The following is a 14,077-nucleotide window of genomic DNA, read 5'->3' as shown; positions in this document are numbered from 1 at the left end:
CTGGGGCGGGCTGCCCTCGCGCCGCTGACGCGGTACCTTCACTTCACTCGTCAGCCTGACGGACCGGCGCAGACGGGACTTTCCCTGTCCCGGCTGCACCTTTCGCCAGCATCCATGCTGGCTCTCCTGGCTTCCTCATTCCGTTCAGCGCTGCGAAATGCCAGCCCCAGAGCGGCACCAGCCTGCTTGCTAATATCTGTTTACGCTGCTGGAAAAGACGCGATGGCTCAGGCGATAGCGTTTTTACTACTACAAAGGGTTAGATGGCTCAGGCAATAGCGCTTTTACTGCCACAAAGGGCACATTGTCTGAGGCCACAGCGCCTCTGCTGCTGCAAGGGCTATTCGCAGCGCTGAGGCGGAGACGTTGTGCCAGGAGCCAGTTGCAGGGATGCGACTGGCAGTTCGGGTTGGCCTGGATGGCCTTACCCGAACGGTCCGTCCGGCACGACGTTGCAGCCGAAGGCACCGCGAAGCGGCGCGAGGACGGCCCGGCAGCAGCAGAGGCGCTGTGGCCTTCACCGACGCACGCACAAGAAAAGCCACTACTACTTGAAAATAACAGCCTACCCAAACAGCACCTTCACTGACCAGTACGGTGCTATCGCACCCTTTTAATAAAAATTCAATCACTTACCGAAAGCAATCAAAGCGGAGCGGGATCACATTTATCACTAAATATTGTCGACTTCATCTATTTGAAACAAAACTGTCACATTAATTAACTAATCTAATGTCTCCTGTTTTTCGATGGACAATATTATGGTCATCAAGGCAAAAAACCTGCAGGATGCGGAAGAACTCCTGCACTCAGGTATTAGTAAAGTTGAACTGGCTTACGATATCGGCAGCGACGATTTCTTCCGTCTCGCCTCACGTTGGTGTGATCGCGGTGCACGCATCACTAAAGGCAACCAGCACTTCGTCGTGCAGATTAAAGGTATGGCGATTCCGCCTAACCACTAATAATGGGTGAGCCCCTTTGGCTTGCTCTCCTCGCGGCTGACTGGTAAAACTACGTTTTTCCGTCAGCCGTGATGCTTTATGTTCCCTTCTGAAACCGCACTCGCTCTGCCCTCTTCCTCTTTTATTACTGCGGCGGCTCTCTGGCAGAATCCGGTGGCTATCGCATGGTGTCATTTTGACCAACAACAATGGCATCAAGACCTGCATCATCAGTGGCAATTACCGCTCCCTCTGACCTTGCAAAGTGCAGTCATCAAACGCAAAGCTGAACATCTGGCTAGCCGCTGGCTGGCTCAGCAAATGCTCTCTACTTTTGAGATGCCCGATTTTGTCCTGCGCAACGCGCCTGACCGCTCACCATTATGGCCCGCGGGCATTCAGGCATCGCTTTCGCATTCTCAGCAAATGGCCGTCGTCGCCGCCACACAGCATCCCTCGTGTATCGGCATTGATGTGGAACAGGTGATGGCTGAACACACAGCACAAGAGACCGTGGAATTGCTGATGAATAACGCCGAACGCAGGCTGTTGGAAACACTCTCCCTGCCCTTTTCGCTGGCTGCCACCCTGCTGTTCTCGCTTAAGGAGAGCCTGTATAAAGCATTATGGCCGCAGCTACATCAGCCCATGGATTTTCTGCAGGCGGAATTGATTGAACTGAATGTGACACAGGGCCGGGCCGCGCTGCGCTTAACACAGGATTTCTCTGCCAGCTTTAACACCCATACTGTGCTGCAGGCAGAATTTTGGCAAAACGCTGATCGGGTCATCACTCTGGTCACGCACCCGCTTTCAGATAATAAAAAACCGGCTCAGAAATAAACCCGAGCCGGTGACAACACAAGACGACAGAAGTGTTCCAGGGAGACAGAGACGAGGAATCTCTGTTGAAATTCACCTTACCTGTCAGCCAACACTTTGCCCAATAAGGGTTTTCGCTAAGCTATCCCGCCAGCCGTTAATGGCCCGTGTCGGTGCGCTTTACCGCATCCAGCGTCGCCATCTCGCGCTCATTGCCGGTCAGTTCGCTCAGTTTGCCTTCCCGCATCTCCAGTAATCGATCGGCATGAATGAAGTAGTGATCGTCATGACTGATCGCAAACACTGTTTTGCCCGACGCCTGAAGCCAAGGTAATAATTCGCGATAGAAAATACGCCGAAAATGCGGATCCTGATCCGCAGCCCATTCATCGAGCAGCAAAATGTCGCGTTCCTCCGCCGCCGCAAGCAGCAGCGCCAAGCGCTTGCTCTGCCCTTTTGACAGTTGCAGATTCAGCACCTTGTTGCCCTCTAACTTCAGCTTGTCCTGCATTTTCAGGCGTTCCAGCCACTGCTGGACCAAGGCAGGATTAGCAGGCTGGCCCCCCTGAGTGATGAGACGATCAAACAGATGCACATCGGTAAACACCGCTGAGAAATGCTTGCGATAGGCATCGAGGTTATGCCAGTCCACCTCTTTCCCATCTAGCAGCAGGCTGCCTGACTGCGGCTGATAGAGGCCGGTCAACAGCATCGCCAGGGTTGATTTACCGCTGCCGTTACCGCCAATCAGAAAGACCAGTTCACCACGACGCAACGTCAGGTTAATCGGGCCCACCTGAAAACCGTGCTCACCGTAATGGAAGCAGACGTCACGCAGCTCCAGCGTTTGCCAGTCGCTCACCTGTGGCAGTGCTTTGAACTGCGCATCATAAGGAGCGAGGTCGAAGGTGTTGATTTTGCGTAAGGCCACCTGCGCGCTCAGTAAAGTGGGCAGTGCACCCACCGCCGCCAGCAGCGGAGTACGCAGGAAAAGCAGCGTCAGTGAATAGGTCGCTGCCACGGCGGTATTGGCCCAGCCAAGGCCGTTGGCCATAAAGAACACAATGCCGATCGCACCCAACATCATGATGTTCGACCAGTTAACGGCACTCAGATGGAACGTATCGGCACGGACGATATGGTGGCGATAGCGGGTGGCATCTTCCTGATAAACGGTGTCATAAATCAGCTGTGCTCGTTCACGGTTTAGTTGCAGCTCTTTACGCCCTTCAATGATGGTCTGGAAATCACGGTACAGATCATCTTCAATTTCACGCAGTTTTGCCATGTGCTGATAAACACGCGATACCAACAACCACCCGCCCACCAAGGTGATCACCAGCCAAAGCGAGGTAATCAGCAGCATCTTAGGTGACAGCCACGCCAGATAGAGCGCAGAACCCAGAGTAATAATGATGCCCTGAATCAGTTCCGGCAGACGCACAAAAGCGATGGTAATGGCACGCACATCACTGGTGAGGCCAGCTAGCAATTGGGCGTTGCCAATCTGCTCAATGCGCTCAACACGCGTATCAAGGATGCGTTTAATGAATTCGCCGCGCAGACGCCAGACGAAGTGATGTCCGAGTTGAGTGAGCGCCAACTGCGATCCCAGCGTGACCGCCATCAGCAGAAACAGCTGACCAAGAAAACTCGGCAGCACGGAAATGGAAGTATTGACTGCCACAATCAACTCGTTGTTGATGTAGGCAATCAGGCCGATGCCGAGCGCAGCGCTTAACAACGTAAGCAGAATGACACCAATGAAAGGCCAGCGATACTGGCGATAAACCACGTGCAGCAATGCCATTAACAGATTCCGGAGGTCAATAAAGCAGCCTGCAGTTTAATGGCGGATCAATTGATAGCAAGAATAATTCTCACCCTGCGCGCCGCTAATGGGCGCGTCGGAACGTCAGGTTGTAGCGAAAGGCGCCGGCATCATGATGAATGCCAGGTTTAAGCGGCAGAATCCCGTGGTAACGCAGCCGGGAAGGCCCTCCCCATACTACGATATCGCCATGTTCTAACAGGACACGTTGCGTCGCATCACCGCGTTCGAAACCACCAAACTGAAACACGGCGGGCAATCCCAATGAGACGGACACAATCGGCTGACGCAGATCTTTTTCATCTTTGTCCTGATGCAGCGTCAGTTTTGCGCCCGGTTCATAGCGGTTAATGAGGCAAGCATCGGGATTGAAACCGGGAAAACCCGCTTCCTCTGCCGTTTGCTGAGCAAGCTCACGAAAAAGCGCGGGCATCGGTGGCCACTTGTGCCCGCTGTTGTTGTCCTGCTCAGTATATTGATAACCACGCGAGTCGCTCGACCAGCCCAAATCACCGCAGTTGGTCATCGCCACCGACATACGGTGGCCACCCGGCGTAATTCGGTGTGCGAACGGGTTTTGCCCGGCGATCTCATGAATCGCAGCCAGTAGGGCATCGGCATGATCGCGTGCGCGACGACGCAAAATCACCGCGCCTTCCGCTAACGGTTCCTGCCACGGCGCCTCTTCACTAAACAGATCCAACATACACGCCTCCCGAAATTACTTATCTTCCTGATCAATAAGGAAGGATTTGAATTGTGGTGACATCCAATGCGCAAAACCATCACCCTGCTTGCTGATCAGATACACCGCCAAGTGTTCCTTCAACGCCAGTGCCTTAGCACGTTCGGTCCCCAGCACCATCAGGCCGGTATCCCAACCATCCGCTTCTAGCGCCGTCGTGGCGATCACCGTTGCCGACACCAGTTTATGGTCGATGGGCCGCCCCGTCGCGGGATCGATCACGTGAGAAATACGTTTACCATCGAGTTCATAATAGTTGCGATAGCTGCCTGACGTGCTGATGCCATGCCCCTGTAAGTCAACACGCGCTTCAACTGCGTTTTCTCGATCGGTGGGTTTCTGGATGGCAACGCGCCAGGGTTGATCGCTGGCGTTCTCACCACGGCTCAGTACTGCGCCGCCGACCGATACCAGATAGTCGGTAATGCCCTGTTGCTCCATCAGCCGCGCCAGGTGGTCAGTGGCGTAACCTTCCCCCATCGTCGAGAGATCCACGTAAAGTGCAGGCAGATCTTTTTGTAGCCACTGCCCTTCAACGTTCTGGATAACCTGCAGGTGTTGTAATCCAGTCTGCGCTTTGGCGGCGGCTATCTCCGCATCTGTTGGGGTATGCGTGGGCTGCTTCGCCGGACCAAAGCCCCAAAGATTGACCAGCGGGCCTACGGTGATATCCATTGCACCCTCGGTTTTCTTGCCGATGCGCAAGGCTTCTACCACGATATCGGCCATATCAGCACTGACGGGCTGTGGGTCACTGCCATGATACTGATTGAAGCGTGACAGAACCGAATCTTTCTTCCATGTTGAGAGCGTCTGATCATCGTGATCAAGCTGCTGTTGGATAGCGCGCTGTAAATCCGCTTTACGCCCGGGTTCAACACCCGCAAGGCTGACACGCCAGACGGTACCCATGGTTTTTCCTTCCAACACCAGCGCGGATCGCGGCTCTTGCCGATCGCAGCCACTCAAGCTCGCAGCTAACACACTCATTAGCAGAATGTTCTTAAATCCCATTCCTTCCTCATCTGTAACGTATTAATTCATCCTATTTCAAAGCATAAACCGCTTGTAAAACAGGCTAAAGCAACTTGATGTTGCACTCAGGTTGACTCAGGATAGCGCGTTCCCGCATGACAACGAATACAGGAACGCCAGATGATGATTTATATGATTGTTGCCGTATCCGCCGGCCTGTTTATCTTCGGGGCCTATCGCTGCTGGCAGACTTACCGCCACCGCCTGATCCAGCACTACCCTTCGCGTCGGCGTTAATTTTCTGCACCACGACACACCATTTGCACCACTCCAGCGCCGGCGCAGTGTAGCAAACCCCGTCCGGCCCGCGTGGCGCTGAGAGCGGTAAGCTGGCATGAATTGTGCAGCGTTGATGCTGGGTTGAACATCAGCGAGGTGCAAAATGGAAAAAACAAAAAGTGAACAAACCTGGCAGCGCTGGCTGCGCTTCTCCGCTTTTACGCTAGCAGGAGTCGCACTGGAAGGCAGCGCACCGGCGCTTAATACGTCGGTGCAACCCGCGCCAAAAGCCAAAAAATGGCCATCAATGCAATAAGACTTATAATCCCAAATCACTCAAGCCCGGATGATCATCCGGGCGCCTTCCCGCAGGCCAATGAAACAGGCGTTGATCGCTACCGATCGGTAAATCATTGATGCAGGCAAAGCGCTGAATCATCAAACCATCGACACCAAAATGCCAGTTCTCGTTGCCGTAACTGCGGAACCAGTTACCGCTGTCATCATGCCACTCATAGGCGAAACGCACCGCCAGCTTGTCTTCGTGCCATGCCCAGAGTTCTTTGATCAGACGATACTCCAACTCCTTCGCCCATTTCCTCGCTAAAAAGGTCACGACCTCAGCACGACCATTCACAAACTCACTACGGTTACGCCACCGGGTATCCTCACTGTAAACCTGAGAAACACGCTGAGGATCGCAGCTGTTCCAGGCATCTTCTGCCATGCGTACTTTTTGCAGTGCAGTTTGTTGATTGAAAGGGGGTACCAGCATGATCATTCTCCTGTTAAATGTAGACAGATCTGTCTACTTGATTCATCCTGCCGTATGTAGACAATTCTGTCTACCTCAGATAACAGGAATTTTCTATGCTCACTCCATTAGAATTTGATGCCAACGCTGCCGCGCGGGATCGCATCCTTATCAGCGCGCAAGCGTTGTTTTATCAGCAGGGCATTCGCGCCACGGGCGTGGATAAGGTGATTGCCGCCGCTGGTGTGACGAAGGTGACCTTCTACCGGCATTTCCCGGCCAAGAACACGCTGATTTTGGCCTTTCTTCAGCAGCGCCATCAGCGCTGGATGTCAGCCTTTCGTGCTTCACTGGCACGGGATAGCAACCTGATGGATGCTCTTCCTTCAACCTTGCTCAGCTGGTTTAACGATGAGGATTATCGTGGTTGTGCCTTTATCAATACGGCGGCTGAGCTGGGAAGTTCCCTGCCCGAAGCCAGCGCACTGATTCGTGAGCACAAACAGCAGATGGCTCAGGCCATTGCGGAAAGACTGACGCCTGAACAACAGATGAAGACCGCGCAGATTGTCTTGCTGGTTGAAGGCGCGATAGTACAGGTACAAATAGGGGAAAAAGCAGAAGCGATAGTAGAAGTCTTGCGGCAAGCTTTGGTGCAGTTACTGAAAACAGGAGCGTGACCCGCAGGCCACGCTCCATCACACTTAGAACTGGTAAACCAAGCCCAGTGCCACAATGTCGTCGGTGTTGATGCCGGTCGCATTGGTGAAGTTGTTGTCGTCCAGCAGGTTGATTTGGTAATCAACATAGGTCGACATGTTTTTGTTGAAGTAGTAAGTCGCACCTACATCAATATATTTTTTCAGGTTCTGGCTGCCGTAACCTTCGATATCGCTACCGCGCGAGGTCACGTATGCCAGAGATGGACGCAGGCCGAAGTCGAACTGATACTGTGCAACCAGTTCCCAGTTATCCGCTTTGTTAGCGTAGCCGTAAACGTCGCCGCTGCTTGAACCGAAGCGGGTGGCGTTGTAAGAACGGGTATACATCGCGGCCAGGTAGACATTGTTGGCGTCATACTTCAGACCACCGGTATAGGCTGCGGCTTTATCACCACGACCTAAGATATCACCGGTGTTCTGGTTGTTGGTACGGTCAGACTGGAACATTGCTGCACCAATACCGAAACCTGAACCCAGATCATAAGTGGTGCTCAGACCATAACCGTCGCCATTCTCACCCAGTACATCACGACCTGAAGAGGATTCGGTTGGGTTATCATTTTTGCCCTGATACTGAACCGCGAAGTTCCAGCCATCTACCAGACCAAAGAAGTTGCTGTTGCGGTAGGTCGCCATACCGTTACCACGCTGGAACATGAAGTTGTCCGCGCCGTAGGTATCACCACCGAACTCTGGCAGCACGTCAGTCCAGCCTGCAACATCATAGATTACGCCGTAGTTACGACCGTAGTCGAATGAACCGGCATCACCGAATTTCAGACCTGCAAAGCCCACACGTGTAAAGCTGTTGGCAGTGCCTTCGCTTTCAGAAGTATTCAGAGCAGCCTGATATTCCCACTGGCCGTAACCGGTCAGTTGATCAGAGATCTGAGTTTCGCCTTTGAAGCCAAAACGCAGGTAAGACTGGTCACCGTCGTTGCTAGAATTATCGGAGAAATAGTGCAGACCATCAACTTTGCCGTAAAGGTCTAATTTGTTGCCGTCTTTGTTGTAAATTTCAGCTGCGCTTGCTGAACCTGCAACCAGCAATGCAGGGATCATCAGGGAGAGAACGCGACGTTTCATTTTTTTACCCTCTAGAATGTGCCTTTATTTATGCCACTGCGAACTGAACGATTAAAAATTCAGCCGGCAAGCCATTGTTATTTTATACAGGGCAATAATCTATCACGAAAATGATACTAAATTTCCGAAAGTGTTTCATTGTATTTAATAGTTATTTCCAAATGTAAATAGCGTGGAACTTATAACCAGCACAGATCAACAAAAAATACAGCACACATTGATAAACCATATTTTAATCATTTAAATTCAATGGATTAGAATCAATTCAATGCCGCACTGAATGACAAAACTTAAATCCATTCAGCGCATACAATTACTCCCGCTATCATCATTTATTTCATTATTACCTTCATTCACCCCGAATGATTTGTTTTACCCTAATTCCCGCCGGACATGATTGTCCGGCATTTTTTTGCCTTCGATTCACACCCGCACTCTCATACCAGGTAAAGTTAGTTTTATGGGTTAAATTAACATCACTTATTTTTCACATTATTTGTTTATTTTCGCACTTTTTGTTCATTGCTTAGCTATAAACAGGTAATGTTAATTTCCGACAGTAACAAAGATTGCTGAAATATTATCCGGCCCGCATATTTAACGCTCTCTTAGAGATTCTTTAGCTTTATTCAGCGGCTTAAGGAGATAATCCATCACGGATTTCTGACCGGTTTTTATCTCAACATCGGCCACCATACCGGGCATGATGGCAAATTTCTGACCTTGAGGGCTTAAGAGTTCTGCTTTTTGCGTTCGGACATAGACGCGGTAATAGTATTGATCGTGTCTGGCTTCGTCCTGCAAGGTGTCCGGTGACACGTTTTCCACTTCGCCTTTTAAATCGCCATAGATAGCCGCATCATAAGCCGTCACCTTGACCACCGCAGGCAAACCTGGCCGAATGTAGCCGATATCACGTGGACTGATACGGGTTTCAATCAGCAACTGGTCCTCAAGCGGGACAATTTCCATCAACTTACTTCCTGGCTCCAGCACACCACCGACGGTCGTCACGCGAATGTCTTTCACAATGCCATGCACCGGTGAAAGCAATGCAGTGCGCGATAACTGATCCTGTTTACCCGCTGCGACCTGTTGCTGGGCATCCAGTTCACCGTCGTTCTTAACCTGTTCCTCATGGGCCCGGACATAATAGTCATTACGCACTTCATCAATTTTGCCCTGCAAATCACTGACCTGACGGCGCAAACGAATGAGGTCCACTTTGCCCGCAGCCCCCCGCAGCACCAGAGGCTGCGTGATATTGAGCTCATCCTGCACCAGCTTTAATGACTGTTGCAGATTGCGAAGACTTTCGGTGAGATTCTGCCGTCGTGACCGGTAAAGCTGAGTTTCACGCGCGACTAACTGGGGATGCTGCAGGATGTCCGCACTGAATGTCAGCGGCTGGTCGTTCAGTTCGGCTTGCAGCCGCTGTGCGGAGGCGCGCAACATGCGCACACGTGCAATGGCTTCGCCGAAGCTGGAGGCAAAGCGGGTTGCGTCTAATGTCGCCAGCACCTGCCCACGCTCAACAATACTGCCTTCATGCACATTGAGCTGTTTGATAATGCCCCCGTCGAGGCTGTCGATAATCTGGGCCCGGCTTGAAGGGGTCACTTTGCCGGTGCCCACCGTGACCTCATCAAGCACGGCGAAGTGGGCCCACACGAGAAACAGCAGCAGCGTGAGTGTGCACATCCAGATAATTGCCGAGGTATGACGCTCACGGTGATTCCGGGCTTGATCCAGCATCGCCCTGTTCATGCCATACCGCCTTTCATGCCCACAGCGTGGCGCAATATCTCTTCGCGTGCGCCATCGGCCACAATGCGCCCGTTATCCATTACCACAATCCGATCCACCATCCGTAGCAGCGCCGGGCGATGGGTAACCAACACCAACGTACGGTCCGTCATCCACTGCGACAACTGGCGAATCACCTGCGCTTCCAGCGCTTCATCCATCGCCGCGGTGGGTTCGTCCAGCAGCACGACCTGGGGCTGCCGCAAGATTAATCGACTGAGCAGTATCATTTGCCGTTGCCCACCCGATAAGCCACGCCCACCTTCCTGAATCACCCGATCAAGGCTCGCGGCATCTTGCTGCACCATCGCGAGCGCCCCGCTGATGCGCAGCGCCTGCAGCATCTCTTGTTCACTCGCATGGGGATTACCGAGTAGCAAATTCTGACGCAGTGTTCCAAAAAACAAACGCGCATCCTGGGACAACCACCCCAACTGGCGACGCAGATCGATGGGATTAATCCCCGCCATATCCACACCGTCGACCCAGAGCTTACCCTGCGTCGCTCGCGCCTGACCGGCCAACATTTTCAGCAGCGTCGATTTTCCCGCCCCCACTTTGCCGAGAATCGCGACCCGCTCACCGGGATGAATCTCCAGCTGCGCAATACTTAGAACGCTTTGGTTGCTCTCCGCCTCATAGCGATAGTGCACATCTCGCAATTGGTAGTGGCCTCTCAACACGGGGCAATGAGCAAGGGTTAAGTGATCCGGTTGGTCGAGTGGTTTTTGCAACAGTGCATCGAGCCCTTTCATGGCTGACTTGGCGTGCTGCCAACGGGAAAATACCATTGTCAGTTGCATGAGTGGCGCGAGAGTGCGCGAAGAGAGCAAACTACTGGCCACCAGCGTACCCGTCGTAATCTGATTGTTTAAAATCAGGTAGACACCGAAGACCAGCATGCTGGCATAGGTGAGTTGTTGCACGCTAGCCGCCCACCCGGTTAACCTCGCTCCCCAAAGCCGTTGCTGATTGCTCACGGCAGCACTGACTTCGTGCGTTTGCTCCCACTGGCGCTGGAAATAGGGTTCCGCTTGCAGCGCTTTAATATCTTCTACACCTTCCAACGTTTCCACCAACACCGCCTGACGCAACGCCCCCTCCCGGAGACCTTCCTGTGCCAGGCGTGCCATCGGAATTTGTATCAGTAAACCGGGAATCACAATCAGCGGGATAGCCAGCAATGGAATAATCACCAACCAACCCCCTATCGACGCCATGATGAACAGAAACAGCAACACAAAAGGCAGATCGGCTGCCGCACCCACAGTGGTTGAGGTCAGCAGTTCTCGAACCTGATCGATTTCACGCAACTGCGCAATAAATGCGCCAGTAGAACGGGGGCGCGCCTCATTGCGGATATTCATGGCGCGAGCGAACAGCATCGAAGAAAGCTTTAAGTCGATACGCTTACCCATCAGATCCGCCACTTGAGTGCGCATTAAGCGAATCAGATACTCGATCACGACCGCCAGCAGTACCCCCGAGAAGAGCACCCACAAAGTGGATTGCGATTGCGCCGGGATGACCCGGTCATAGACCTGCATTGAAAACAGAATCCCTGCCAGTGCCAGCACATTCCCGACCACGGAAGCCAGGCTGATTTCGACGATACGTCGCTGCATGCCACGAAAATGGTGCCAGAACCAATGCGGCTGATAGGGTTGCATAAACTCATCGATACGTTGATCTCGCCCGCGGGCCGCCACCCCAATGACACCGACTTCGGCCAGGCTCTGCGCCAGTAACTCGCTGAGTTGACCTTCACGTATGACATTACCGCCTTCACTTAACCAGTAACGCACCTCTCCCTCTTGATTGATCTCCTCCAGCAACGCAATCCCACCGTTATTCAGCATCAATAATATGGGCGTGACGTCGGGTCCCCAGCGCAGTTGTTGCTGCGTCACCGAGGTACAGTGCAGGCCAAGCAACTCAGCCAGACGCGCTAATTGCTGCAGCGGTGTCAAATGCGAAAACCAGCGCATCTGCTGCTGTAACGTAAGGTGGTCAGCGGTTTTACCCAAATGCGCGGCGGCACGCAGCATGGCAGAGATCAGCATGTCGCTGTGATTCGGTTGTGAGTTCATCCCTGGAATTCCCTTGAAAGGTGCAAAGAAAGCGCCCGTTTTTGCCACGGGCGACGTATGCCTTACACCATGGTTTGTGCGGTGTGCTGCTGTTGCAGATGATCGGCGAGGGTGTATCCGCTATCGCTGGCACCGTAGTGGGTGTCCAGTGTCCGACTAACCGGCACATCACTTGGCTGGCTGCTATGGCTGACGCCACTCTCAGTGAGATGGACCAGCAAGGCTTCCACTTGCTCGCTGCTAAGACTGTCGTTGCTCTCGTGGCTCTCCACTGACACCGGCTGGCTCACACTGGCGACATTGCCGGCTTTATCCTGCGCGCTGGCTTTCATCTGATAACTGCCGTCATCCAGCGTCGCCAACTGGCCCGCCAGAACAGTGAATGACCAACTGCCATCCGCTTTCACCGTGGCGCTGTAGCTTTGGTCACCTAAGCTGACGGTCACGACGCTTCCCTGATCAAGATGCGTACTGGTGCCCTGAATCAGGTGCCATGTATTCACGTCTGCGGCATCAATCACACCGTCATCGAAAGGTTGATTGAGCGTCAGGGTCGGCAACTGATGGGTGGCAACAGTGAAAAGCGTGTCGATGGTTTTCGTATCGTGATTGCCATATTGATCGGCTTGCGCGGCAATAGCAGTGACTGCCCCGTCTGGCAGCGCCTGCAAATCGGCGGCGCTGAGCGTCACCATGCCATCGACAGGCGTGTAGGTTTTGCCGTTAATGGTGAGTTGATTAATATTTTCGGTATAGAAGCTCAGATCATGCTGCGCTTCGGCAAAATTCAGTGTGGTATCGCCACCGATATCGATCTCGTAATAGATATCAGGCAACTGAGTGACCACATTGAGCTCCAGTAAGGCATCCGTACTGTTATTCGCCGCATCGCTGGCATACACCCGTACTTCTCCGGGAGCAATGAAACTGGCGACCTCGGCAGCGGGGATAGTGACCTGCCAATGACCATCACTCCCAACTTGTGCCTGATAGACGGCATCGCCGCTGCAAACGCTCACTTGTTGCCCCGGAGCCAACGCCGATAAGCTGCCACTCAGCGTCAGATCGCTTTGGCTCTCCTCTTTATTGATCACGTTGTCATCGGTGACGCTATCGAAGGTGATCTCCGGCAAGCTGCTGGCGTGCGTGATTAAGGTAAGATCGTGCTGCGTCGAGGTGGTTTTGCCGTTTGGATCGATCGCGGTGACCTTTAGCGTGTACACGCCATCCTGAAAATCGTGTAAATCATCCGCACTGATAGAAGCCCGCCAGTTACCGTTCGCGCTGACATCACCGATATACGTTTTGTCACCTAATGTCAGCGCAACATGGCTGCCTGTGGGCATATGCGTAGACGTCCCGCGGATGACCAGATCGTAAACCCCTTCGGCCACACTGACCGCGTTATCTTCGCTGACTGGGTTAAGCGTCAACGTGGGTTTGATACTTTTATCAACATAAACGCCAAAACCCACTTGGGTATCGGTGCTGTTACCCGCTTTATCGGTGATGGTCAGCGTCAGGCTGTAGTTGCCGTCGGCCAGCCCACTCAGTACCGAGGGCGGCATGGAAGCATTCCAGTATCCCCATTGATTCACCGTACTGGTCCAGCTCTGATCGTTGAACGTTAAGGTTACCGTTGCACCAGGCTCTGATTCTGCTCGACCACGAAGATGAATGTTATTGTTCGCCTCCCAAGCCGCAATGACACCATCCTGAGCGACAGGCTCGTAGGGATGCAGTGCTGCGGGCGGTGTGCTATCGACGCTGAGCGTTTGCAAAGCGACGGATTCGTCAGCAACTGGATAAAGCGTCGCGGCTGACTGGAGAATAGCAGCCAGTTGTAACTCATTTTGAGATGAAGACATGGGTAACCTCATTGCAGGAGAACTTTCGCACCAGTCATTAAACACACTTATGATTTAAGCGGACCGGTGCGCCTTGTAGGCCACATAAAAGTGGCCCGTTTCGCCTGATGAAAACGGGTTACCCGCAGGTAACAAGGAGTGAATTAAGGCATAGC

General features: G+C 52.9%; 13 protein-coding genes. 5 read left to right on the top strand and 8 right to left on the bottom strand.

Annotation, left to right across the window (positions count from 1 at the left end):
- Positions 1–761: 761 nt before the first annotated feature.
- Together HA51_RS11515 and HA51_RS11510 are read left to right on the top strand one after the other, a co-directional pair.
- Positions 762–965 (top strand): hypothetical protein, encoded by a 204-nt coding sequence (locus HA51_RS11515; RefSeq protein ID WP_084934641.1) that lies wholly within the window; start codon positions 762–764, stop codon positions 963–965.
- A gap of 78 nt (positions 966–1,043) precedes the next feature.
- A complete protein-coding gene (locus HA51_RS11510; protein WP_084934640.1) occupies positions 1,044–1,787 on the top strand; it encodes a 4'-phosphopantetheinyl transferase family protein in 744 nt (247 codons plus the stop codon).
- Between the two features lie 136 nt (positions 1,788–1,923).
- Here HA51_RS11510 and HA51_RS11505 read toward each other — a convergent pair whose 3' ends face one another.
- The 3 genes from HA51_RS11505 to apbE form a co-directional block, all read right to left on the bottom strand.
- Positions 1,924–3,576 carry a multidrug ABC transporter permease/ATP-binding protein gene (locus HA51_RS11505; RefSeq protein ID WP_084934639.1) on the bottom strand — a complete coding sequence of 551 codons (1,653 nt, stop codon included), beginning with the start codon at positions 3,574–3,576 and terminating at the stop codon, positions 1,924–1,926.
- An 85-nt stretch (positions 3,577–3,661) separates the two neighbouring features.
- Positions 3,662–4,303 (bottom strand): DNA oxidative demethylase AlkB, encoded by a 642-nt coding sequence (gene alkB, locus HA51_RS11500; RefSeq protein ID WP_084934638.1) that lies wholly within the window; start codon positions 4,301–4,303, stop codon positions 3,662–3,664.
- Between the two features lie 15 nt (positions 4,304–4,318).
- Positions 4,319–5,356 (bottom strand): FAD:protein FMN transferase ApbE, encoded by a 1,038-nt coding sequence (apbE, locus tag HA51_RS11495; protein ID WP_084934637.1) that lies wholly within the window; start codon positions 5,354–5,356, stop codon positions 4,319–4,321.
- Positions 5,357–5,497: 141 nt separating this feature from the next.
- On the opposite strand from apbE, the gene HA51_RS27330 reads away from it, so the two are divergent.
- Positions 5,498–5,614, top strand: coding sequence for a response regulator (locus HA51_RS27330; RefSeq protein ID WP_231568828.1), 117 nt, complete (start codon positions 5,498–5,500; stop codon positions 5,612–5,614).
- A 145-nt stretch (positions 5,615–5,759) separates the two neighbouring features.
- Entirely contained in the window at positions 5,760–5,912 is a 153-nt protein-coding gene (locus HA51_RS27205) for a hypothetical protein (protein WP_169718784.1), read from the top strand.
- A gap of 3 nt (positions 5,913–5,915) precedes the next feature.
- Here the strand turns inward: HA51_RS27205 and HA51_RS11490 are convergent, their stop codons facing one another.
- On the bottom strand, positions 5,916–6,371 hold the full coding sequence (locus HA51_RS11490; RefSeq protein WP_211282929.1) for a nuclear transport factor 2 family protein: 456 nt from the start codon (positions 6,369–6,371) through the stop codon (positions 5,916–5,918).
- A 95-nt stretch (positions 6,372–6,466) separates the two neighbouring features.
- Here HA51_RS11490 and HA51_RS11485 point away from each other — a divergent pair, with 95 nt between their 5' ends.
- Positions 6,467–7,030, top strand: a complete 564-nt coding sequence (locus tag HA51_RS11485; protein ID WP_084934635.1) for a TetR/AcrR family transcriptional regulator — start codon at positions 6,467–6,469, stop codon at positions 7,028–7,030.
- 24 nt (positions 7,031–7,054) lie between these two features.
- On the opposite strand, the gene ompC is transcribed toward HA51_RS11485, so the two are convergent.
- The 4 genes from ompC to HA51_RS11465 form a co-directional block, all read right to left on the bottom strand.
- A complete protein-coding gene (ompC, locus tag HA51_RS11480) occupies positions 7,055–8,158 on the bottom strand; it encodes a porin OmpC (protein ID WP_084934634.1) in 1,104 nt (367 codons plus the stop codon).
- Positions 8,159–8,755: 597 nt separating this feature from the next.
- Positions 8,756–9,925, bottom strand: a complete 1,170-nt coding sequence (locus HA51_RS11475; protein WP_084934633.1) for a beta-barrel domain-containing protein — start codon at positions 9,923–9,925, stop codon at positions 8,756–8,758.
- Positions 9,922–12,054: a type I secretion system permease/ATPase gene (locus HA51_RS11470; RefSeq protein WP_084934632.1), complete on the bottom strand. Its 2,133-nt coding sequence runs from the start codon at positions 12,052–12,054 to the stop codon at positions 9,922–9,924. Before HA51_RS11470 ends, HA51_RS11475 begins: the two co-directional genes overlap by 4 nt.
- Before the next feature lie 62 nt (positions 12,055–12,116).
- Complete coding sequence (locus HA51_RS11465; protein WP_084934631.1) at positions 12,117–13,922, bottom strand: Ig-like domain-containing protein; 1,806 nt, start codon at positions 13,920–13,922, stop codon at positions 12,117–12,119.
- Between the last annotated feature and the right edge of the window lie 155 nt (positions 13,923–14,077).

The sequence above is a fragment of the Pantoea rwandensis genome (assembly GCF_002095475.1).
GTDB classification, from domain to species: domain Bacteria; phylum Pseudomonadota; class Gammaproteobacteria; order Enterobacterales; family Enterobacteriaceae; genus Pantoea; species Pantoea rwandensis.
This window is presented reverse-complemented; position numbering and strand designations above follow the sequence as displayed.